This window comes from Bacillus sp. KICET-1, from assembly GCF_027721405.1.
Classification (GTDB): Bacteria; Bacillota; Bacilli; order Bacillales; family Bacillaceae; genus Bacillus; species Bacillus velezensis.
In genome coordinates this window covers 3,118,539-3,141,735 of record NZ_CP113515.1, presented here as the reverse complement: position 1 = coordinate 3,141,735, position 23,197 = coordinate 3,118,539, and the positions used below count along the sequence as shown (strand labels likewise).

The window sequence follows — 23,197 nt, the reverse complement described above, 5'->3', positions numbered from 1 at the left end:
ATGTTTGACACACTGACCCACGGCGCTCTTTTACAAAAGGCCGCCGAAGAAACAGAAGCGGAAATCTCCGCCGTTCATAAAGGAATAGAAGAAATCAGTGAACGGAATGAATGGAGAGTCCTGCAAAGCTACAGAAAACATAAAGTAAGCGATACGCATTTTACGCCTTCAACGGGATACGGTTATGACGATATCGGACGAGATACACTGGAGAAGATCTATGCTGATGTGTTCGGAGGAGAGGCGGGACTCGTGCGGCCGCAAATCATTTCCGGAACGCATGCGATTTCAATCGCGCTCTTCGGTGTGCTGAGACCCGGGGACGAATTGCTTTATATTACAGGCAAGCCTTACGATACACTCGAGGAAATCGTCGGAGTAAGAGGCGGGGAGTATTCAGGCTCGCTTAAGGAATTTCAAATCGGATACAATGCAGTCGATTTAACATCAGAAGGCAGAGTGGACTTTGAAGCGGTCCGGGCTGCAATCCGGCCGAATACAAAAGTGATCGGCATCCAGCGTTCAAAAGGATATGCGAATCGTCCGTCTTTCAGAATAAATGAAATTGAAGAGATGATTCGTTTCGTAAAGGAAATCAAAGAAGATGTCATTGTTTTTGTGGACAATTGCTACGGAGAATTTGCAGAAGAGCGGGAACCCTGCCACGTCGGAGCGGATCTTATGGCCGGCTCCCTGATTAAAAACCCGGGCGGCGGCCTTGCTAAAACGGGCGGCTATCTTGTAGGGAAAGCCAAGTGGATTGAGGCCTGCTCTTACCGGATGACCTCCCCGGGAATCGGAAGTGAAGCCGGGGCTTCGCTTTATTCACTGCAGGAAATGTATCAAGGTTTCTTTCTCGCTCCGCATGTAGTGGCACAAAGCTTGAAGGGAGCGGTATTTTCCGCCCGTTTTCTTGAAAAGCTCGGCTTTACGTCAAACCCTGCATGGAATGCGCCGAGAACGGATCTGATTCAATCAGTTGAGTTTCAGGACCCTGATAAGATGATTGCTTTTTGCCAGGCGATACAATATGCTTCACCGATTAATGCGCATGTGACGCCTTATCCGAGCTATATGCCGGGATATGAAGACGATGTCATTATGGCAGCGGGCACTTTCGTACAGGGAGCAAGCATTGAATTATCAGCAGATGGACCTATCAGACCGCCTTATGTGGCGTATGTCCAAGGAGGATTAACCTACGCGCACGTGAAAAATGCGATTTGCAGCGCCGTAAATGCTTTAATGGAAAAAGAGCTGATCTAGGCCGTTTGCAATTTTCAAAGAATTTGATGTTAAGGTTCCTTACATTGTGTTGACACAAAATATAACATCACCTATAATGAGACTAAGATAAGAAAAGGAGGAAATTGAGATGAGTGATAACATTCGCCGCTCAATGCCTTTATTTCCAATTGGGATTGTCATGCAGTTAACAGAACTTTCTGCCCGGCAAATTCGATATTATGAGGAAAATGGATTGATATTTCCAGCGAGAAGCGAAGGAAATAGACGATTATTTTCATTCCATGATGTAGATAAACTGTTAGAAATCAAAAATCTGATTGAACAAGGCGTCAATATGGCGGGGATCAAACAAATTCTGGATAAGGCATCTGCCGAACCGGAAGAAAAATCCGAAAAAACCGCCAAACCGATGAAGCACGATCTGTCTGATGACGAACTCAGAAAGCTTCTGAAAAACGAACTGATGCAGGCAGGCCGTTTCCAGCGGGGAAATACTTTCCGCCAAGGTGACATGTCCCGATTCTTTCATTAATCCGTTAGCAACTGTTTTGCTATATACATTTACCTTTTAGAGGAGGAGTTTTACAAAATGGCAAAGTACACAAGAGAAGACATCGTAAAATTAGTAAATGAGGAAAACGTAAAGTATATCCGCCTTCAGTTCACAGACATTCTCGGAACGATTAAAAACGTGGAAATTCCTGTGAGCCAGCTTGAAAAAGCACTTGATAATAAATGCATGTTCGATGGTTCTTCCATCGAAGGTTTTGTCCGTATCGAAGAGTCTGATATGTACTTATATCCTGATCTGAACACATTTGTAGTCTTCCCATGGACGGCTGAAAAAGGTAAAGTAGCACGCTTCATCTGTGACATTTACAATCCGGACGGCACGCCGTTCGAAGGTGACCCGCGTAACAACCTCAAACGGATTCTGAAAGAAATGAAAGAACTCGGTTTCAGCGATTTCAATCTTGGACCTGAGCCTGAATTCTTCCTGTTTAAATTAGATGAAAAAGGCGAACCGACGCTTGAATTGAACGATAAAGGCGGATACTTCGACCTGGCTCCGACTGACTTGGGAGAAAACTGCCGCCGCGATATCGTGCTTGAGCTTGAAGAAATGGGCTTTGAAATCGAAGCATCTCACCATGAAGTTGCTCCGGGTCAGCACGAAATCGATTTTAAATATGCCGGTGCCATCCGTTCTTGTGACGACATCCAAACTTTCAAACTGGTTGTCAAAACGATCGCCCGCAAACACGGTCTGCATGCGACATTCATGCCAAAACCGCTGTTCGGCGTAAACGGTTCCGGTATGCACTGCAACCTATCACTCTTTAAAGATAGCGTTAACGCATTCTTTGATAAAGACGCTGATCTTCAGCTGAGTGAAACAGCAAAACATTTCATTGCCGGTATCGTAAAACACGCGACAAGCTTTACGGCTGTCACAAACCCGACGGTGAACTCTTACAAACGCCTTGTTCCGGGCTATGAAGCACCTTGCTACGTGGCATGGAGCGCGCAAAACAGAAGCCCGCTGATCCGTATCCCGGCTTCCCGCGGCATCAGCACGCGTGTTGAAGTCCGCAGCGTAGACCCGGCGGCAAACCCGTACCTGGCGTTAAGCGTATTGCTTGCAGCAGGCCTTGACGGAATCAAAAATAAACTTGAAGCACCGGCTCCGATTGACCGTAACATCTACGTCATGAGCAAAGAAGAGCGCATGGAAAACGGCATCGTAGATCTTCCGGCGACACTGGCGGAAGCTCTCGACGAATTCAAATCAAACGAAGTCATGGTTGCAGCGCTCGGCGAGCACCTGTTCGAACACTTCATCGAAGCAAAAGAAATCGAATGGGATATGTTCCGCACACAGGTTCATCCGTGGGAGCGCGAACAATACATGTCTCAGTATTAATCTCTCAATCCCTTGGCACTATTGGTGTCAGGGGATTTTTTGGTTTATTTCACAAGGGGTATTTGAAGGATTGGTGGTCAGGTTGACCACTATTTGACCACCAAAAATACTAAAAAAAATTAAGACAAAAGAGAGTTCATATATTCTTCATAACCGTCAACTGACGAATTTTCAAGTTTCTCTGAGATATGAGAGTACACGTCAGAAGTGATGGTTATATTTTTATGCCCAAGTCTTTCTTGTACAAACTTCATCGTTGCACCAGATTCAAGAAGAAGAACGGCGTGAGTATGTCTTAAACCATGTATAGGCATTTTATTAAGCCCAGACTTTTTAAGAATTCGATTAAGTGCATTGAAGAGGGTGGATTTCGGTAATGGTTTGCCGTCCTCTCTGCAAAAAACAAGGTCTAATTCATGCTCATATACTTCATTAAAAACTATTCTATTATCATTTAAATATTTCATATGAGCTGTTAATTCCTTAGCCAAAGAATTGCTTATTTTAATACGTCTCTCGGATTCATAAGTTTTTGTTTCTCCGAATCTTTCTTCGCCTTCTTTAACTTGAAAGTCTAAAGATTTGTTAATATGGATGTAATTATTCTTTAAATCAATATCCTTTCTTTGTAATGCAGCAGCTTCCCCCTTACGCATTCCAGTTTCAAGTAGAGTTTTAAAGAAAATGTAGTAAAGATAGTTATCCTGTCTTGCAATTTTGAGGAAGAAGGAGATGTCGTCTGAGTTAATGTACGCCAGTTTTTCTTTTTTCTTAGGTATCTTCGGGATAGTTACTCCTTCACAAGGATTCTCCTCGAGTTTCTTTAATGGTTTTACAGCAGTAGATAAAGCATTAAACATTGTCCCGTGAATGATCTCGATCGTTCTCTTACTGTACCCTTGTTCTGCTAAATGATTGATGAATTTTTGGTATCTCAAAGGCTTGATATCCTTAAGCTTAATATCCTTAAAATAGGGCAAGATCTTTGTTTTAACATTACGTTCATGAAGGATATATGTGTTTTTCCTAACAGTTCCTTGTTTATATTCAGTGAGCCAATCTTTAAGATAGTGTTTTAAAAGAACGTCACCTCCATTGATTTCTAAGTCGCTATTCAGCCTCAGTTCTTCTTGTCTGGCTGCTAGTTGTGCTTCTTTTTTTGTTTTAAATCCACCTTTAGAGACCTCAATTTGTTCATGAGTCAAAGGGTCTTTATGCTTTATTCTGTATTGCCAGGTACTACCTCTTTTTCTGAAACTGGCCATCTTTACTCCACCTTTCATAAATTAACATATCCCATTTTAGCACTTAGTTTTTCGGGGGACAATCAAAAATTTCAGACAATTGAAAGTTAACGTTATCAAAAAATACTATAAGTTTGTGTTTATTTTCTGCTCTTGATATAAGATAATTGAAATTGTGGTGAATTATGGAGTGAGGGCAAACTTGAAGTTTTATGGTCAAATGGATTTAAACATTCTCGTATAAAGTATAGTGTAGTCATAAGGGGCTGTAACAGTGATGAAAAAGAAGAAAATGATTATTTTTTTCGGAATTGTGGCTATAGCAATAATAGCATTGTCTATAACAATTCCAATGTACATAAACAGGTTAGATACAACCAATTTAGATGCTATAGCTACTAAAGTAAAAGAAAACAAAAAATTAAACAAACACTTTGATTCAGTATGGTTGCGTAAAGTTCAGGATACTAAAAATCAATTTGATTTATCTTTAAAAGCTAAGCCAGCGTTTACTACTTTATCTGACAAAGAAAAATTGCTTTTGGCTGGAAAGGTGATGGAAGTTGTCCAAAAGAATTCGCATTTAAACGAAATTAAATGTGGAAGGAATAAAACATGTTCTATTAATGAGATTTTTATTTTGCCGAGCGATGAAGACGATAAAACATCCAGTTATGAAGTTAAATATAGTCCATTAAATCATCCAGAAGAGAACGTTTTAATCGTAAGTGAATACCAAAATGATGACCCTAATTCTCATATACTTGAAACAAGAGAAGTGAAGTACCAAGAAGACGGGTACGAAGGCGTAGACACCCTAGATGAAGATTATCAGGAGAAGACAATTGCTATTGGCATGACCAAGCAGGAAGTTGTCCAACTTAAAGACTGGGGCAGGCCTAAGTCTATTCATAAGACAACGACAGCATCAGGGATAAATGAACAATGGGTTTACGGTATTAGCAGATATCTATATTTCGATAATGGAGTATTAACAACAATACAAGAATAAAATTATTAGCCCTTCAATCCAAACATTAAATAAAAAAATCCTCATTTTAACGAAACATTTTAGATCATCTTGCTTATTAATCTAATTTAAAGTATCCTAATTGATGTATCATAGGGGTTTAACAGCCACTATAGACCACAGAGTCCCTCACACGCTCTGTGGTTTTTTGTTTAGACAGAATATATCCAAATAAAAAAAGAAGCCTCAGAGGGCTTCAAATTGATTAATTCTTCTCACATGCAAAGTTGTCATTATCCCGATCCATCTTAGATGTATAAGCAGGGTGAGTGCTTGGTACTCCATGCGGATATTTCTTTCTCAGCTCTGTGCAGTTTGCAAAGTGTTCTGTTCCTCCAGTAGAAGGGGAGGCTTGTGTAGAGTTAGAAGAGCTGTTTGATGCCGATCTATTTGAATGTGAACTGCTTGGATTAGACGATTTATGCGTCTCTGATTGGTGTGTTGTAACTGACTTTTGAGCCGGCTTAGATACACTTACTGATTTCTTCGGTTTCGTTACGCAGCCATTAAATCCTTTATCAGTCGCATATCCATTCTTACTCCAAATCTTCAAGTCCTTATCTTTAGCAGCTTGCTCATCTTTCTTATACGTGTCTAAATACTTCGTGTTTGGTTCATATACATAAGCTACTCGTGCTAATCCTTCTTTAAGCAGTGTTTCTTGAACAGATTTGCCATCTACATAAACGTAAACCAGCAGTCTGCCGTACTTGTCTGTACGATCTCCTTTATCAAACTCTAGTTGAAGCTTGCCATTGTTAACTAGCTGTTTGTTTCTTGTTGAAGCATCCTCACCATATGGTTGTACACAAGAGTTTGGCTTTTTAGTCTCAGGAGTGTCAACAAGTAAATAACGAACTGTTTTGACTTCGCCTTTATAGTTAACTTTAATCGTGTCTCCATCAACCGTTCTGTTTAGTGTTACATCGACCAACTTTTTCTTATTGTCAGATGCCTTGTTATCCGACGAATCCTTCTTTGAAGCATTTTCGGCTTTTTCATTTTTGTCATTATTGCTTTTGTCGTTTGATTGAGAGTCTGTCTTTGTCTCTTTTGTATCCTTTTCTTCTTGCTGCGTTGTTTTAGCCTTATCTGAATCTGTTTTATCTGTAGAAGCAGAATCAGACCCACATGCAGCCAAAGAAAAGCTTAGAGATAATGCGCCAATACCTAATAACCATTTCTTCAATGTAATTCCCCCAAATTTGTTTATTCTGTCTTTATATCGGACAAACCTTCCTAATTATAATTATAGAACCAAAGATTGTAAAATTAATTTTAGGTAAACATCTGATTTTGAAAATCGAAGAGCCTAAAACTATGGTAAAATTTAGAAAAGATTAAGTGGAAAGGAGACAGATATGAAAGTATTTGAAGCATCCTCGTTAATCTCAGCAGCGGAGAAACGAGCAAAAGAATACGATCAGATTAGAGAACAATTTATCAATCTCAGAAAAGCGTTTCAGGGAATGGCTGACTTAGACGATAGTGAGTTTTCAGGTAAAGGTGCTGATAACATTAAAGCATTCTTCCAAGATCACGCTGGTGTTACAGACAGCTGGCTTGATCTGATCGATATGAAGATTGCTTTTCTTAACAGTATTTCAGGAAAAGTAGCTGATGCCGGATTAGCCGATTCGTTTGTGGAAGAGTCATTTTTAGAACATGAGTTGATTTATGCGAAGAATAAATCAAAAGCCATCATGCAAGAGCAGCGGAATGAAATGAGGGATATTCTTAATGAGATAAGTGATATTGTTCATCTTGATGTTTTCTCTACAGAGGATGTCGATCAAAAGCTGGATTCAGCAGACAAAAAACGGGACGATACTGTACATAAGCTCGGCAAGCTTGATCATGATCTAACGAAAGAATACGCAGAAACCGAAGCAAACGAACAGTTCATCCAAGCCGACTTTCAGCAGCTCCAAAACGCTACGGGAAAAGGGAAAAACGCAACACCACTTCACTATAATGCCGAGGCGTACAGAGAAAGTGACATACATAAGAAAAAAGGCGAGATTGCAAGACACTCAGACACATATTTAACGATTAAGAAGGAAGAAGCGAAAGAGCGGGAAATCAAGGATTTGGAGAAAAAGCTCGCCGATGGAGTAACTGATTCGGATGAATACTTAGAGATTGCGAAGAAGATCGGTTACGAGAACCTTGAACCTTCCCAACAGCAATATGTGATCCAGCTTGAACAAGCAAAACAGATGGAAGAAGCCGGAGAAGTGACTTGGGATATTTTAAAAGGGGCCGGCGTTGGTTTATATGATGTCGGGAAAGACACGGTAACCGGTTTATGGCAGCTGATCAGCAAGCCTGATGAAGTTGTTGAAGGTATCATAGGGGCAGTTGCTCATCCGATTAACACGTATAATTCCATTTCAACAGCTATTGAGGAATCATATCAAAAGGATATGGTAAATGGAGATGCTTACTCCAGATCAAGATGGGTGACATATGCGGTCAGTTCAGTGGCTGTTGCTGTCGTCGGAACGAAAGGCGCAGGAGCCGTTAACAAAGCAGATGCAGCAGGCAAGGTCATAAACAAGGTAGGGCAGACAGGTACGAAATTGAAGGATGTTAAAATTCCGGATTTACTGCCATATAATCCAAAGTATAACCTTGCTCTGACAGGTGACGTGCCATACAATGTAGTGGACGGAGCAAACTTAAAAAATCAACTAATGAGTTTTGCTAAAAGGTCAGATAAAGAAGTAAAACCTTTCGATGTCGTAGATTATAGACCAAGTAACAGTCCTTTAGAGAATCATCACGGTGTAATGGATGTATGGGCTAAACATAATGTTCCGAATTATGTGAGTAGAGGTAGTAATACGCCAACAGTAGCTTTAACTAAGGAACAACACAACGCTACCAAGAAAGTATATAGAGAATGGTTGTTCGAAAAAACAGGGAAGAAAGTTGGCGGCAAAGTAAACTGGAAAGAAGTATCCCCTAGAGAAATACAAGAACTTACTGAGAAGATGTTTGATGCTGCTAATGTTCCTAAAGAAGCTAGACAGCAATATTATAACGCATTTAATCAATACAACTTTAGAAAGTAGGTGCGGACTTGAGCATTGATATGTTAATCAAGAAGATTGCTTCCACATCAGGCTGTCGGCTGTTTGAAGCTGATGGTCTCCCAGTAATAGACGAGAAGCATCAACTACCAAAAGATATTAGTGAATTTTATGAACAATGTGGTGGAGCAGTTTTATATGAAAATGCGGATTATCCAATATACATAGTACGACCAGCTGAGTTTGAATTGGCTAATCCCATTATTGTTGGGGAGCTCTGTGAAGAAGACATTTCATCCGAGTGGTATATTGTTTGCACTGATGGAAAAGGTGAATACCTAACAATTGACTTAAACGAAGAGCGAAAAGGGAAATGCTATGACAGCTTTTTTGATCGACATGGAATAGTCGGCGAAACACAGGTGATAGCAAGTTCATTTACAGATTTAATACAGCGACTGCTTGAGAATAAGGGTAAACATTGGTATTGGTTAAGGGATGATTATGTATCACTAGGCGATGCATATGATGGCATAGAAATTGAATAATCTATTAAACAAAAGTATTGCAATTGTTCATTGCTAAAGATGTGCAATGCGGAGGGGATTAATATGAGCTTCAATAATATCAAACAAAAGTTGAAAGAGTTTTCAATTGTTGCAAAAACAGATCCCAGAATCAATAAAAATGAACAACTCAAAGAAATTGAAATGAACATAGGAAAACAATTACCTTCTGATTATAAGGACTTTTTGAAGAAATATGGCGGCTGTTATCTAGAAAGTACAAAAACAACAGATGAAATTGAGTATGACGTTTGCTATAAACCTTTAGAGAAAGATCCTTGGATGGGCAAGGGCGATGATACACAATTGTTAGAAGGTTTTTATGGTTTAGCGAACGATCATAACAGTCTTCAGAAAGCAATCGATACATATTCTGATCGCTTTCCTAGAAATATTATTCCTATCGCAAGCTCTGCAGGCGGGAATGAAATATGCATGGATATCGATAATGGAAAGATATTGTTTTGGGATCATGAATTAAGTCATCCCGACAAAGACTTTTTCTTAATTGCCAATTCGTTTGAGGAGTTTGTCTTCAGTTTAGTTGATGAACCAATTGAAGCTGATAAAGAAGATGATGGAATTCTGTATATTGAATTAGATGATGACTTACTAAGCAGTTAAGAAAACGTATGGAAATAACTGGAGGAAAAGTTAAAATGGCAGTTACTTATTGGACAGGGGAGAATCTTACACTGCGAGCAATTCAACCTGAAGATATCGTTATATTTGATTCGTTAGATGATGAAATTCTGCGAAATATGGACTCGCTACATTTTCCTCGTTCAGCTAATAACATGAGAGAATGGGTAGAAGAACAATTAGAAAAAGATGAATTCCGTTTTATTGCAGTTGATAGTGATAATAATATAGTAGGTATAATTGAAACCTTTGACTGTGATAGGAAAAATGGTACCTTCGGTTATTATTTGGCTGTATTCGAGCCATATAGGGGAAAAGGATTTGCCAAAGAAATGATCTTGATGGTTCTTCGCTTTTTCTTTTTGGAACTTGCTTATCAAAAAGTAAATACAACTGTTTATTCTTTTAATAATCCATCCATACGATTACATGAAAAATTAGGTTTCATGAAAGAGGGACAACTAAGAAAGATCATTTTCACTAAAGGTGCCTATTATGATGGTATTTGCTTTGGAATGACAAGAGAAGAATTTGAACTGAATCATGGATAATATCACTTGTGCATCGATAAAGTACTGGGTTCCAATAAAATAATGGTTTTATCCATAAAACAAAAGTTTTGCAAATCATTTCAATGGTTTCATTTAATGTGTTATAATCAAACTGTAAAATACAGACTGGTTACAGTGTATTTCTTTAATAAGAAATGCATAAAATAAAAAGACCAGGGTGTTGGTAGCACCCCGGCTCTGTACAAAAAGCTACCCATCAAAGGGCTTGCTCAGCAGTTATTCGTGATAGACCTGTCCCTTCAGGATTCCAGTCTCAAGGGAGGTCTATTTTTTATTTATATACGTCAACAGGGCGATTATAAACGACCCAAATGCAAGCATTAACATTAATGCCTGAAATGTTGACATAAGCATCACCCCCTTTCGTAGGGGATGAGCAAGACTCCCTTGAGTGAGCAAACTTAATGTACAGGAATCATTATACACTAGTTCCATTTATATGTCGTTAAAAACCTCATACAGTTACCTAAACGAAAAGAACCATGTTAGAAATAGGTTCTTTTTTTGTATTTAAGTTAAATATCTCGCTGGAATTACCGATAAATAACATGTGAAATAATACCAAGGAGGTTGTGAAATTGAAAAAAGTATTTAGTTTAGTAACAATTGTACTTCTTGCTGTTGCAACGATGTTTTCTATTAACACATCAAAAGCAGAAGCAGTTGAAGCAACACCGCTTTACAGTCTTCAGATTCTTTCTGTCACATCGGATGGAAACGACTTTGTATGGGAGCCTATTACAAGCAGCAAGCCAAATGCAACAAATGTTTTGAAAGGTGACAAGCTGCATATTAAAGTTCGCTTTATGGGCTATACAAATTCGACCGTTATTAAAGCAAAGGATGGGAGAAATTTGTTATACAAAGGTGAAGCGAACATATACAAATATGACCCTATACTTGGACAAAACAAAGTTGTGATAGGATGGGACAAATACATTGAAATTCCAATGAACGAACTTCCTTCAAATGAGATTCAAGTTGAAGGTCTTGGGAAAAACATGAAAATCATTTATAGCAACGTTGTAAAATTCGAGAGAGGGTGAATGTTATGGAAGGTCTAAATAACTCTTACAATATTACGAAAGATCCGAAATTTTTAGCGTTTTGCAGTTTAGCGACAGAAGGTGCAGGAATTAGTTCGAATCAGCAATGTTCAATTGGTTTTAATGAATTCAAAGAAGCGCTGGAGAATGGCAAAGTAGTTGATAATAAAAACCTTAAAAGCAGTTCAGAGTTAAATCACCAGTTTGATTACTGGAAGTCCAGAATAACTGGGGGACGAGTTGTAACTGAAACTGATAATCAAGTGCTGGATATCATCAAACAAGCATACAATCTTGGAATGGTTACGAAAGATAATATGCTTTTGAGAAATCAAGCAATTAACGCTTATAAAACATCTATTTAATTTAAAATTAAAGCCCCTTCCTACAGGAAGAGGCTTTTGCTTTGCAACTTATTCTTTAAGTTTAATCTAAAACCATAAAGTCTTGCACTTTTGTTTCTTCTTCAGGTAAATCAAATTCATCAAGTTTCTTTTTAGTACGGATATCAAAAATCCCCATATAGCCACCAACCCCTTTTTTGTTTTCCTCTTGTGAAATCACATAAAGTTTTTGATCTTTAAACTTTGCATTCATATATGGAAATTTTAAATCGAATTTTTTAAAAGAAAAATCCTTACTGTACTCAAGTAAGCCGGCGTATCCGGATTTATTAATATATGTAACGTAAAATTTGCCACTTTTTTTGTCGTAATACACTGTGTCCGCTTGTTCGAGATCATCAGGATATTTTATGAATTTTGATTTCCATGATCCTTTTTCGATTACAGTTAGCTCATGCTCTGAGCTAGCTACAACGTATTTTTCAGAGTGATCAAACAAATCTCCATAGGAAGCTAATCCAATCGTTTTAATAATCTCTTCTGTGTTTCTATCAATGACGTACATAGACATTCCTTGAATGACGTAAATATACCTATTATCGCTTTCTCCCATGGTTACTAGGGAAGGCAAAGTTAGGCTATATTTTTTATTGAACTTTTTATCATTTACTTTCAGTTCATTTCCATTGGTGTCGACATTATAGGCTTTTACGGAAATATCCTCTCCTTGATACCAAAAAGCAAATGGATTGGACAATTTATGTTCCTTAATGGTGTTGTTTTTTAATGTGTAATAATATGGTTCATGTTCAGCTAACAAGACGATATCGTTTGAAGAGAGGGTTTTTTTCTGGATATATGGTATATCCGGTACCTTAAAGTATCGTTTATTAAATTCTTCTCCTTGTGATGTGGATATGAGTACGCTTTTCTTGATGAGTGGATTTGAATAGATAAAAAAGATTTTATCCTCGGTTGGATTAATTTTAGAAGTACTTACAGAGTATTCACCTTTATTTATAAAGAATGCATTGATCAACAATATAACTATTGCACCAATTAGAACTCCTGAAATCCCATATAAAACATAAGACTTTTTCATATAACGCTCCTTATCTTTTATATAAAATAAAAAGACACTTGCAGAATAAATCTGCAAGTAAAATGATTAGTAGCTAACAGTTTTTGATGAACGATCAATATCTGCAGGTGTAACAAGTGCGCCTCCATTACTGTCTAGGTCTGTCCCTTTTGTGTTTTTGTATGATTGCCACACAAGTTTAGAGCAATAATATTTATTTGTATTTTTCTTGGTTGTAGCTACTGAATAAGGCTTACCTGTTTTACTACTAGCATATCTCTGAGCCTTTACCTTATCATAGATATCTGCGCCCTTAACATACTGTTTCTTTTTGCTTTTGAATCGCTTACTCCAATTGTTCTGATAATTCCTTACACCCTTTCCGGCCCATGCTTCCATAATCCTTGAATTATCGCTTTGCACAATAGCATCGTGACCGTGCCTCCAGCTGGAAGTGCTATTATCATATGTTGTAAGTATATCTCCAACTTTACCCATTTTCCCAGAGGCATATGTCTTATTTCTTTCGCCTACAATTTGTTTATATTCATCAGGGTTTTCTTTTTTCAAAAGTTCAAGTTCTTCTTCGATATTTGGATCAACTTCTGGACTATTCTTAGCTTTTTCCGTATCGATGTCTGCTTGTGCAAGTTCTTGTTGAATTTCAGGCGAGGAGAGATCGAGGGTGTCTTCGCTATCATCAGAAGTAGCATTAATAGAGTAAGAGGTACCGATTGTTAACAAAGTGGTCATTAGAAAAATAGTAATCTTCATCTTCATTTTTAAAATCATGTCCTTTCAAGAAAATATGGTTATGTACCCAATGTGTTGCACGAAACCTCCTCTCTATTACCTAGACTAGGTACAGTTAATTTATATCATGTATTACATTTATTAACAATAATTAAATAAATTGTTAAGCTTGATTTAAGGTTTTAAGTTTTTTACCAACAATTACATCGAAGGTTGGATAGGGTTATTTTATTTAAGGGCGGTTTTCTTCACATATCTCATCAAGAAAACTACCACAGACTTTGACTGAAACACTCTAATTCCAACTGTCTTAATTTTGTATTGATGTTACCGATAATACAAATAAAGGGGAAGGGAGAGTTTTTTGAAACTGTAAGCTTTTCCATTCTCCTGAATTAAAGAATGTCTGATCCCTTGACACTTTTCACTCATCGAAAAGCAATGCTTTGTGCTGGAGTTTTTAAGTGTGAAAATAAATTACTATGTCCCCCCTTACAAGCATACATTGTGATATGTAAGGGGGGATTTTTCTTGCCTAGATACCGAAGAGCTCTTCGCAAGAGAGGGCCTTTGCCTTTTCGGTATGTGCTTCTTCTGTCGTTTGCTTTTTTTACCATATCGACGGTCATCAGCCTTTGGATGATCAACTCCTCAATCAAACCGATGCTGATGAACATAGGAGAAATGGAAACCAAACGGGTGGCGACAGAGGTCATTACGGAATCCATTGAAGAATACATGTCTCACAGCGACAATGTGAAAGATATGGTCGATATGAAAACGGATGAAAACGGAAAAGTCACAACGATGGATTTTAATACACAAATGGTCAACAGTATGAAGGCGAAAGTGACAAAGCAGCTCCAGGCTCATCTGAAGGAAGTGGAGTCGAACAATAAGCAACATGAAACAGAAAAAGGCGCAAAAACGGCCGATGAAATTATGATTAACATCCCTTTAGGGCAGGTCACGGGAAACAGCATTCTCGGAAATCTCGGGCCGAAAATCCCCGTGCGCTTTAACCTGATCGGTGATGCGTTAACTGATGTGAAAACAAAAATAAAACCGTACGGCATCAACAATGCCCTGATTGATATCAGTATTTTTGTGGAAATTAAAGTGAAGGTCATTATTCCGTTTGCCAGTAAGACATCAGTCGTGACAAATAATATTCCGGTCTCCATTAAAGCGATTCAAGGAGAGGTGCCGCAGTTTTATAACGGAAGCGGCGGATCAGGTGTCACGCCTTCCATTCAGCTACCGAATGAAAAAAAGGAGAAATCCGGAGCCAATAAAGACAAATAAAGACACACAGCTGCCAGAAAAGAATGCGGCTGTGTGTTTACTTTTTCCTGCGGATTTCTTTTCGCTCTTGGAGATAATTCAATGCTTCGACTAGAGCAGCTCATAAAGGCTAGTGGATATTTAATGATTAGTCATTTCCAACAATTACATCGAACTATCGTTCTTATTTATATTGAATAAAGAACGTTTGTTCTGTTAATATTAGATCAATAAAGGAGTGATTCAAAATGCTTAGAGATCGAGGAACAATCAAATGGACTTCCATGATGCTTCCAGAACATTTAACACAACTAAAAAAGGACTTGTTAGATGTTTTGAAAATGGAGAAGCCATCTTTAGATGAACAACAAATTGAGGAGATTGACATCTTGGTTTCTGAAGCAATGGCATTGAATAAAGAACTGAAGTTTAAGCTCTTTAAAGAAGGGGTTGCTGAGGATTTAATCGGTACAGTCCAATATCTCAATTACGAACAACACAAATTACATGTAAAAGATCATCACGATCAAACCGTATACATCACCATGAATGACATCATAGGAGTTGCTTACAATGATTGATTACTCACAGTTTCCACGTAAAAATATACTTTGTGTAGATATGAAATCCTTTTATGCTTCGGTTTCAGCTGTAACAATGGGATTGAATCCAATGACATGTTATCTCGCTGTAGTCGGAAACACGGATAGACAGGGGAGTGTTGTCTTAGCAGCGTCTCCTGCACTTAAAAAAGATTATGGAATCAAGACTGGCTCCCGGCTATTTGAGATTCCAGATGATCCAAGAATTCACATAGTAAACCCGCAAATGAAACTTTTCATCAGAGTTTCAACTGAAATAACTAAATTGTTTTACAGGTTCGTTCCTGAAACATGTGTACACACGTACTCAATTGATGAATCTTTTTTAGATGCAGGAAAAGAAAATCCTGAAGTCATGGCAGAAGCAATTCAGAGCAGTATGAAGAGAGAGTTCGGCTTAGTTTGTACTGTTGGCATTGGCGACAATATGCTGCTGAGTAAGTTAGCTCTTGATTTAGAGAGCAAGAAAACAAAGACTGGGATTGCACGGTGGGGGTATGAAGATGTTCCGAAAAAACTTTGGCGTGTTCATCCGTTATCTGAAATGTGGGGAATAGGAGGGAGGATGGAAAGGAATTTAAACCGAATGGGGATTGCGACTGTTGGCCAATTAGCCAATTATCCATTAGAGCTGCTTGAAAAACGTTTCGGCATTATGGGGAATCAGCTTTATTATCATGCCCATGGAATTGACCTTTCTGAAATTGGAGCTCCTTTAATGCAGGGGCAAATAAGCTACGGGAAAAGCCAGATATTACTTAGAGATTATACGAAGAAAGAGGATATCAAAGTAGTCCTCTTGGAGATTTGTGAAGAGGTTGCACGAAGAGCACGAACACATAACAAAGTAGGGCGTACGATCAGCTTAGGAATTGGTTACAGTAAAGATGAGTTCGGCGGTGGCTTTCACAGATCTAAAACAATTGATTTGCCTACGAATATCACAATGGATATTTATCGATACTGCTTGATTTTGTTTGATAAGTTCTATACAGGAAAAACAGTAAGAAGTATTTCAGTTACTTTATCCAATATTGAAGACGATGTGAATCAGCAATTAAGTCTGTTTGAAAAGGATAATGAGAAGAGAAGGAAGCTTGGATTTGTGATGGACGGGATAAGAAATAAATACGGATCTAAAGCGATCTTACGAGCTGTTTCATATACACCTGGTGGAACAGCATTGCATAGAGCAGGTTTGACTGGTGGACATAAGTCATGAGAACAGAGAGCAGCTCCCTCTGTTCTCCTTACAAAGTTATTAGTTTTTTACGTTTCGGCTCTTTCAGCAACCTTGAACGTATCATTTTGTTGTTGGAGATAGGAAGCACCCAATGTTCCGGCAACGCCGAATAATAGAACTGCACAGATAAATAGTTTAGTTTTCATATTGCTTCTCCCCTTTTGATTTGTCTTCTTGCTTCATTTGCCAAACGATAAAATTCAACTGCACCCCAAGCATCCTGTTTTCCAGTGAGAAAATCTGCTACAGAGACACCATAACTTTCCATGTCAGGGTATATACCTCTTTCTTTGAAGAACTCGAATGTTTTCCTAACTAAGTCTAAATCATAGTCCAAGAAAAGTCCTTTAACCATTTTTAACTTTTCAAGTACCATTTCATTGTTATGCCGTTCAGCCAGCTGTTTGGCCTGTTCATAAAATTTTTTTGCGTTTTCAACGTCATTTTGCCTTCCCTTTAAGAAGGAGATAACAAATAATGTCTTAGCAGCGTAATCATGATTTTCCGGCTCAATGATTTGAAGTGACTTATTAAAGTGAAAAAATGCTTTATCAAGTTCTTCCATTTGATTATAACACAATCCAATATTAAACAGTGCTGAACGCATCAAATGCCCACGATTCTTTTCACTTTTGTTTAGCTCTACTGCCTCCTGATACGCTTTGTATGCTTGCTTTAAAGCTTCATCAAACTTCATACTGTCCAGCAAATTACCAAATATGACGAATTGACAGCGCACCTTTTGTACCCCGTATGTAGGGTTCCCGTCAATAGCAGGTTGTTTTTTAAATATATCGTAAGCCCTCATGGCATAATTCATTGAAAAATAAGTCTGTTTCATGTGGTAATACACTTCTGACAATTTAAAATAAAATTCAGCTTTTTCAACTTCAATATCTCCACTCTCGATTGAATCCAAATACCTCTCAGCTTGTCTATAGTAATTAAGGGAGAATGTTAACTCTTTTTGTCTGAAATAGAACATGCCCATGAAAAAGTAATAGTAATATTCCAGCATTCCTGTTAAATTTCCATGACCTTCATATTCTTTTAGCTCGCCATAATTTTTCTCAATATCTTTTATAGCGTTAGGATACATATATGCCAACATTAGCTTATGTCTAAACTCAAGTAGGGAGTAGTATAGTAAAACATCTTGATTTTCTTCCATAACTTTTATTTCCTGCATAACTTCTTTACGCATTTCTTCTGCTCTACCGACCCAATTCTTTTTAATAGCCACATACCAATGATTCATCTTTGTTGCTACTAAATCATAAGGAATGACTTTTTCACTCTTCAAGTCCTAAACCCCTTTCATATCCATTTTATTATATAGTTGCATTAGAGGAAAGAAATGTAAAGGGGATTTGAGTGAAAATTAAAAACAAATCAATAATTTGTTTATGACCGAAACGAAAAAAATACCCTCCTCGTTAGAGAAGGGTACGTTATCAGTTTGCTGTTGCTTTCAGTGAGGCAAGCCACTCATCCAATGTTCCTGAGAAACCTTGTTGAACGGCTAATTCATATGCTGATTTTCCATCTTTACCGGCAGCACCAGTAGCACCTTTAACCCCGGTTGCACCAGTAGCTCCAGTATCGCCTTTTTCACCTTTTAATGAAGCTAACCATTCCTCTACAGTTCCTGAAAAACCATTGTCTACTGCAATATCATAAGCAGACTTCCCAGTGACAATTGAGACATTAACCATTGGATTGAAGAAACTCATTTATGCGCCCCCAAAAAATTATATGTTATTCCTGACTCAGAAATTTTGAAGCTTGTGATAGGTGAATCATGAGCGTCCATTTGAAAGCCTTGTCCAGCTCTTAAATAGATAGGATCACCACCATTGATTGATACGTGGCATTCCTGATCATTCGAAAAGCTGAATTTATAGAAAGAATATTTAATCGTCCAGGTTGCAGGTGGGGAAGGGATCACTTCATGGTTAGATTCTGACTTCTCAAGCATTGGACTCCCGATATATCCAGATCCTATTTGCATGACCAACAATCATTCCTTTCTTAATTAAAAATGAAAAAAGGGGGGATGAACTCCCCCGAGTTATTTTGGTTCTGTGTATTCCATTGCTTGATCACTATCTGAGATACCTGTAGTGGTTGGATCCACTACAATTCCCATGGCAGTTAAAAATGTCAGCAGTGCATTAAATTTCTCAGTGAGATCATCACTAAACACAGAAATATCGTATCCAAAAGCTGATGCAATTGCTTGTGCAAACAAAAGAGTTGCAGAGAAGATTGCAACCAGGAATGTTTTCTTTTTTAGTCTTACTTTCCAGTTAATTTTAGTCATTAAATCGTCTCCTTATAAATTAGCTAATTTGGTGATATCAACACCAGCGATCTCTGCACCAAGTAGTATGAGGATAATTAAAACTAAAATCTTTAATGTCTTGCCAAATGTTCCTTCTAATAAGTTTTGAAGCCACTTTGTTTGCGACTGATTAACTTGCTGAAATTCATTTCTTAGTCCAGCTATCTCAGTGGTGAACAAATTTTTTGTTTCAACAAGGTTTTTTTCTTGGTTCTCAACAACAGTGGTAAGTCTAATAAGTGATTCACTTGTTGTTTTTTGTGTTTCCAACATGATTTTTCTATCTTCTGCTTGTTCTTTAAGACGTTCTTTTATATGAGCAACCTCAGTCTTTAAAACTTCATAGTTTTCTTTTTCAGCCACAATGCAATCATCCTCCATAAAAAATAGGAGGTAATGTCACATCACCTCCTAAATAATCATTGATACACTTTGAGCTACAATCATCCTCAAAGATATTTAAATATATTTAGATTTTTGAGCCAAATTGTCCTGAAATGTAGCCGCGTTTACCTTTGTAGATAACTTCCCAGTAACCCTTAGCATTGTTTGACCCTTTCACTGAGCCAGAAATGCTGACGGTATCACCTAGCTCCACAGTGCCGAGATTCTTCGCTTTGTTTTTATCAGGTCTGTCCATTACGATAGCAGCGCTTTTTACTCCGACAACTTTAATCTTGCCTACAGATTTGATTCCACTGTTATCAGGCTTAGAAGTGGGTTTAGGCTTTGGGGTTGATTTTCCAAGCTCAGCATCACTTTTAATGTATTTCACATTTACATATCCGCTGTATGTAGCACCTTTGGAGTTTGTATATTTGATATAACCCCAACCATTTTGAGTTGATCCTTTTTGGTATTGGACAGTGGAGCCTTTAGGAAGGGCAAGTACAATAGAGGAGTTCGCATTGCGCTGAGTTCTCACATTAAGACTGTCTGCGATAACTGTGTTCTTAACATAAGAGCCATTTGTTTTAACGACTTTTGTTGGCTTTGAAGATGAGGAAGAAGTTTTTCCGCCGAGTACTTTTAATTCTGCAGCAATGGCCGCTTTCACTTGATCCCAACGTCCCTCAGACAGAATACGATGCGGACAGTATTTTCCGTTCCAGTCCTGATGCTTTCTGATTTTGTCAACGCCCCATCCGCGCTCTTTGAGAAGCTGCGCCACAAACTTGATAGCCAGCGCTTCTGCTGCGCGGTACCGCGCGCCACCTGACTTACTGTAGCAGATTTCTACTGCGATAGACTTACGGTTACCGGTTCCATTCCTTCCATCGCCAGAGTGCCAAGCGTTCCGATCCAGCGGAATCCCCTGAATGACTTCTTTATCATCGATGGCAAAGTGATAGCTTGTCGATTCGCTGTTTCCCGTCATATAACTGATTTCATTGGCGGCTGATGCGTCGTTTGCTGTGTTATGAATAGTGATATACTCCGGTGTCATTGGGTTCGGACATTTCAGGGCGTATTTTTCACTTAGAACTAATCTCTTTTTCACTGCAATTGTCATATTGAGCATCTCTCCTAAAAATTAAATTTGAGCACAAAAAAGAGAGAAGGGGGTAAATTCCAATCTCTCTTTATCTCACGTATGCTCTTGTTATCTCTGTTTTTGAATGCTGTAAATTGAATAAAATTTATATTTTAACTAGAACATAACCACCTCCTTTAATTTTGAGGGATTACTTAATTAAGCAGATGGCAATGCCATAGCCAAGCTTGTCTGAATATGGGGTTACAATCTCCATAGCCTTCCAAGAGTAAAACCTGTCTTCTGTTTTTGTGCCGATGCCATAATTACCTTCAATACGATCTCCCACAGAAACAGTGCTGTCCACTTTCACATAAACCTGTCCAAGTAAGCCGACTATGTTCCATTCAGGGCGTTCTTCACGGGGGACGTAATCTATTTTTTCAATCCATTCAGGGTTTACTTTAGGCAGTTTCTTAACATCACCGGTTTCTGGGTTGACTACATCTTCATATATGTATCCACCAAATTCATTCTTTAAATATCTACCTTGCCAGTGAATATCAGCTCCGCCTAAAATAGTTCCTGCAGTTTCGGAGATTACTCCGTGTACATCTTCACCTTTTCTCGCTGGGCGAATTTTAGCTCCTTCAAGAGTGACAATTGTTCCTGTCGGAATTGCTTTTCCGTCAAGGCTTTCAAAATATTCAGCGTAATCACTGAAAGTGGCTCCGCCATTCATCTTGCCGGTAGATGTTATATCTCCGTTCATGGAGTTTAGCATCCATTTGATATTCGCTCTTGATGGGGTAGAACCATATCCACCAACCACCATATAGCGATCATTTGTACCGAGTTTGACTCCTCCCGAAGATAAGATAGTTCGTGAGACATTATCGCCTTCAATGTGGGATTCGTTTGAAGACATGACTGTGCTACGCGAACCGCTAACGGAACTTGCTCCGGAAGAGGAAAATACTCCTGTTCTGACCCCAGTTGCTTTTGCTCCACCTGTGGTGCCTATAACAGCAGAAGCTTCACCTGATACTTCAGGCTGTCCAGTAGATGCTGCTATTAAGCCTGTGCTAGATTTGGGTACTCCAGAAGAGGTTGCAACCTTTGTCCCGCCTTTTATATTATTTGGTACAAAAGTGTAATCAACTCCTGCAATTCTGGCAGCCTTTTTGTATTTTTCCACTGAAATTCCCATTAGGCTTACCTGAGAATTAGAACAATATACACCAATACTGTCAGCTTTCCCGTCGCCTATCAAACTTGCATTAATAAGCTTTACATTTTCTGTGCCACTGCCAATACGCACACCGATTCTCGCCGATTCAAAACAATTTACATTTGAAATATTTACATTATCTGATTTTTGATCCCCACCGTATACATAAATATCAGCTCCAGCTGTTTTGAAGTTAGAAATAGAGAGACTGTTTAAATTGATGTTTCTTGATTTAAATTGCGTAGCGATTGCGGGATTTCCTTTGTAATCATAAGAAGGGTCTCCAATTGCGTTAAAGTTTGAAATGTTGACATTTCTGTAAGCTGAGATTACTAGTGCCCGTGGGCTCAACTCTTTATAAAGGTCACTAAAGATTGGAGACTTCGCAGTACAGTTAACAACATTAATGTCGAATGCACTAGTGGAGATTTTATCAGAAGCACGATGAAAGCCGATGTGTCTAAAATCAAATGCACGAATGTCATTCTCTGAGTAGCAGTTGATTAAATTTACGTTTCTTGCTGCAGGCGCTCTATTGTGGGCTTTAACTTCAAAACCTCTGCAGTTTTTCTGACTGTTGCAGTTCACCAGCCATACGTTTCTAGAACCGTCATCAATTTCAAAACCATTTGAATTTGATGAGCCTTTGTCATGAGCAGACCCATTGGCATTGTATGCGTGACAGTTAGTGAAGTAGATGTATTCAGAATAGTGAGTTGTGAAGCCATCGTCACCGAAATTAGTTGCAGTACAGTTTTCAATCCAAACATATCTACTGCCCTTCGGTTGATAATAATCAGCACCATCTGAAGAAGTGTTCCAAATAGGAGAGCTTACATCAAAACCATGAAGACCGGGATTTCGAGCATTGACGTTTCTAACCCGAACAAATTTAGAGTTAACAATACCCACACAGTTTGCATTTGTTCCATTTGTAATGGTGTTGTCCTTTTTGTCTAAATTCCAATCGAGGTCTAAGTCTTCAATTAAGATATATTCATTTCCGTTTGTGTAGTCGCTATTGGTTAACACACAAGATGTTCCGGTAGCAGTTGGGTGAAGCTTGATAATAGATCCTGATCCAACACCGTAAAGTCTGACATAAGAAGGGACATGTAATCCTTGAACCATATAAATACCTGCGGGTACAAAAACTTCTCGCTTCCCGCTGGAAAAAGCAGCTTTAAAAGCTTCAGAGTCATCAGTAACCCCGTCACCCTTAGCTCCAAAATCCTGAACATTGACACTTCGTCTGATAAATTCATTTAAGACTTTATCAACAATTGTTGCACCGGATGCTGGGATTTTTGAAATGTCTCCAATAGTGTTTGTGATATCTGTTAAACCAGAATCGACTGTGCTTATTACGTTTTTAATATCCTTAGAAGCTTTATCAAAAGCCTCTTGAATATCGTCTGCAGTATATCTGATATTATTTGATTTTAACCCTATAGTATCAATGGGTATCCATTGCTCTGTTTCTTCGTCCATATAACCCATTGTGTTTACGGGAATTAAATTGTCGTTCAATATA

At 38.4% G+C, this 23,197-nt stretch carries 22 protein-coding genes and 3 pseudogenes; 13 read left to right on the top strand and 12 right to left on the bottom strand.

Features of this window, described 5'->3' with window-relative positions; translation table 11 throughout:
• The 3 genes from OVA33_RS16020 to glnA all read left to right on the top strand — a co-directional run bounded on the left by OVA33_RS16020 (position 1) and on the right by glnA (position 3,172).
• Positions 1-1,266 (top strand): methionine gamma-lyase family protein, encoded by a 1,266-nt coding sequence (locus OVA33_RS16020; RefSeq protein WP_017417828.1) that lies wholly within the window; start codon positions 1-3, stop codon positions 1,264-1,266.
• A 109-nt stretch (positions 1,267-1,375) separates the two neighbouring features.
• Positions 1,376-1,780, top strand: a complete 405-nt coding sequence (gene glnR, locus OVA33_RS16015) for a transcriptional repressor GlnR (protein ID WP_007611631.1) — start codon at positions 1,376-1,378, stop codon at positions 1,778-1,780.
• Between the two features lie 57 nt (positions 1,781-1,837).
• Positions 1,838-3,172, top strand: a complete 1,335-nt coding sequence (gene glnA, locus OVA33_RS16010; RefSeq protein ID WP_017417829.1) for a type I glutamate--ammonia ligase — start codon at positions 1,838-1,840, stop codon at positions 3,170-3,172.
• Between the two features lie 119 nt (positions 3,173-3,291).
• Here glnA and OVA33_RS16005 read toward each other — a convergent pair whose 3' ends face one another.
• A complete protein-coding gene (locus tag OVA33_RS16005; RefSeq protein ID WP_013352364.1) occupies positions 3,292-4,437 on the bottom strand; it encodes a site-specific integrase in 1,146 nt (381 codons plus the stop codon).
• A gap of 256 nt (positions 4,438-4,693) precedes the next feature.
• Here OVA33_RS16005 and OVA33_RS16000 point away from each other — a divergent pair, with 256 nt between their 5' ends.
• Entirely contained in the window at positions 4,694-5,428 is a 735-nt protein-coding gene (locus tag OVA33_RS16000; RefSeq protein WP_128974201.1) for a hypothetical protein, read from the top strand.
• A gap of 223 nt (positions 5,429-5,651) precedes the next feature.
• On the opposite strand, the pseudogene OVA33_RS20715 reads toward OVA33_RS16000, so the two are convergent.
• Positions 5,652-5,756, bottom strand: a pseudogene (locus tag OVA33_RS20715) (excalibur calcium-binding domain-containing protein); the annotation flags it as partial.
• 186 nt (positions 5,757-5,942) lie between these two features.
• Positions 5,943-6,392 (bottom strand): annotated as a pseudogene (locus tag OVA33_RS20710) (thermonuclease family protein); the annotation flags it as partial.
• A gap of 415 nt (positions 6,393-6,807) precedes the next feature.
• Between OVA33_RS20710 and OVA33_RS15990 the strand changes: the two are divergent.
• From OVA33_RS15990 to OVA33_RS15975, 4 genes are all read left to right on the top strand, one after another.
• The gene (locus OVA33_RS15990; RefSeq protein WP_104679161.1) at positions 6,808-8,523 is read left to right on the top strand and encodes a T7SS effector LXG polymorphic toxin; all 1,716 of its coding nucleotides are present in this window, start codon (positions 6,808-6,810) and stop codon (positions 8,521-8,523) included.
• 8 nt (positions 8,524-8,531) lie between these two features.
• Positions 8,532-9,029: an SMI1/KNR4 family protein gene (locus OVA33_RS15985; RefSeq protein ID WP_019712870.1), complete on the top strand. Its 498-nt coding sequence runs from the start codon at positions 8,532-8,534 to the stop codon at positions 9,027-9,029.
• A 63-nt stretch (positions 9,030-9,092) separates the two neighbouring features.
• Positions 9,093-9,671, top strand: a complete 579-nt coding sequence (locus tag OVA33_RS15980) for an SMI1/KNR4 family protein (protein ID WP_019712871.1) — start codon at positions 9,093-9,095, stop codon at positions 9,669-9,671.
• A gap of 35 nt (positions 9,672-9,706) precedes the next feature.
• Positions 9,707-10,240 (top strand): GNAT family N-acetyltransferase, encoded by a 534-nt coding sequence (locus OVA33_RS15975; protein ID WP_019712872.1) that lies wholly within the window; start codon positions 9,707-9,709, stop codon positions 10,238-10,240.
• Positions 10,241-10,525: 285 nt separating this feature from the next.
• Here OVA33_RS15975 and OVA33_RS15970 read toward each other — a convergent pair whose 3' ends face one another.
• A complete protein-coding gene (locus OVA33_RS15970; protein WP_076982784.1) occupies positions 10,526-10,615 on the bottom strand; it encodes a putative holin-like toxin in 90 nt (29 codons plus the stop codon).
• 224 nt (positions 10,616-10,839) lie between these two features.
• Here OVA33_RS15970 and OVA33_RS15965 point away from each other — a divergent pair, with 224 nt between their 5' ends.
• Together OVA33_RS15965 and OVA33_RS15960 are read left to right on the top strand one after the other, a co-directional pair.
• Complete coding sequence (locus OVA33_RS15965) at positions 10,840-11,307, top strand: DUF4879 domain-containing protein (RefSeq protein ID WP_063636675.1); 468 nt, start codon at positions 10,840-10,842, stop codon at positions 11,305-11,307.
• A gap of 5 nt (positions 11,308-11,312) precedes the next feature.
• Positions 11,313-11,672: a hypothetical protein gene (locus OVA33_RS15960; protein WP_128974080.1), complete on the top strand. Its 360-nt coding sequence runs from the start codon at positions 11,313-11,315 to the stop codon at positions 11,670-11,672.
• Positions 11,673-11,733: 61 nt separating this feature from the next.
• Here the strand turns inward: OVA33_RS15960 and OVA33_RS15955 are convergent, their stop codons facing one another.
• Both OVA33_RS15955 and OVA33_RS15950 read right to left on the bottom strand, forming a co-directional pair.
• Positions 11,734-12,753 carry a hypothetical protein gene (locus OVA33_RS15955; RefSeq protein WP_063636674.1) on the bottom strand — a complete coding sequence of 340 codons (1,020 nt, stop codon included), beginning with the start codon at positions 12,751-12,753 and terminating at the stop codon, positions 11,734-11,736.
• Positions 12,754-12,819: 66 nt separating this feature from the next.
• Complete coding sequence (locus OVA33_RS15950; protein WP_065180794.1) at positions 12,820-13,512, bottom strand: YiiX/YebB-like N1pC/P60 family cysteine hydrolase; 693 nt, start codon at positions 13,510-13,512, stop codon at positions 12,820-12,822.
• 504 nt (positions 13,513-14,016) lie between these two features.
• Here OVA33_RS15950 and yunB point away from each other — a divergent pair.
• The 3 genes from yunB (at position 14,017) to OVA33_RS15935 (ending at position 16,593) form a co-directional block, all read left to right on the top strand.
• The gene (yunB, locus tag OVA33_RS15945) at positions 14,017-14,790 is read left to right on the top strand and encodes a sporulation protein YunB (RefSeq protein WP_065180793.1); all 774 of its coding nucleotides are present in this window, start codon (positions 14,017-14,019) and stop codon (positions 14,788-14,790) included.
• Positions 14,791-15,017: 227 nt separating this feature from the next.
• Positions 15,018-15,350, top strand: coding sequence for a YolD-like family protein (locus OVA33_RS15940; protein WP_065180792.1), 333 nt, complete (start codon positions 15,018-15,020; stop codon positions 15,348-15,350).
• Positions 15,343-16,593, top strand: a complete 1,251-nt coding sequence (locus OVA33_RS15935; RefSeq protein WP_062623501.1) for a Y-family DNA polymerase — start codon at positions 15,343-15,345, stop codon at positions 16,591-16,593. The genes OVA33_RS15940 and OVA33_RS15935 overlap by 8 nt, the downstream gene beginning before the upstream one ends.
• Positions 16,594-16,756: 163 nt before the next feature.
• On the opposite strand, the gene OVA33_RS15930 is transcribed toward OVA33_RS15935, so the two are convergent.
• From OVA33_RS15930 to OVA33_RS15905, 6 genes and pseudogenes are all read right to left on the bottom strand, one after another.
• The gene (locus OVA33_RS15930) at positions 16,757-17,917 is read right to left on the bottom strand and encodes a response regulator aspartate phosphatase (RefSeq protein WP_079891309.1); all 1,161 of its coding nucleotides are present in this window, start codon (positions 17,915-17,917) and stop codon (positions 16,757-16,759) included.
• Positions 17,918-18,068: 151 nt separating this feature from the next.
• Positions 18,069-18,347, bottom strand: a complete 279-nt coding sequence (locus tag OVA33_RS15925; RefSeq protein ID WP_022553060.1) for a hypothetical protein — start codon at positions 18,345-18,347, stop codon at positions 18,069-18,071.
• A 338-nt stretch (positions 18,348-18,685) separates the two neighbouring features.
• Positions 18,686-18,937 (bottom strand): phage holin, encoded by a 252-nt coding sequence (locus tag OVA33_RS15920; protein ID WP_014417851.1) that lies wholly within the window; start codon positions 18,935-18,937, stop codon positions 18,686-18,688.
• 12 nt (positions 18,938-18,949) lie between these two features.
• Positions 18,950-19,321 (bottom strand): hypothetical protein, encoded by a 372-nt coding sequence (locus OVA33_RS15915; protein WP_045208155.1) that lies wholly within the window; start codon positions 19,319-19,321, stop codon positions 18,950-18,952.
• Between the two features lie 666 nt (positions 19,322-19,987).
• Positions 19,988-20,471, bottom strand: a pseudogene (locus tag OVA33_RS15910) (peptidoglycan recognition protein family protein); the annotation flags it as partial.
• Between the two features lie 172 nt (positions 20,472-20,643).
• Positions 20,644-23,193 (bottom strand): peptidase G2 autoproteolytic cleavage domain-containing protein, encoded by a 2,550-nt coding sequence (locus OVA33_RS15905; protein WP_128974081.1) that lies wholly within the window; start codon positions 23,191-23,193, stop codon positions 20,644-20,646.
• Between the last annotated feature and the right edge of the window lie 4 nt (positions 23,194-23,197).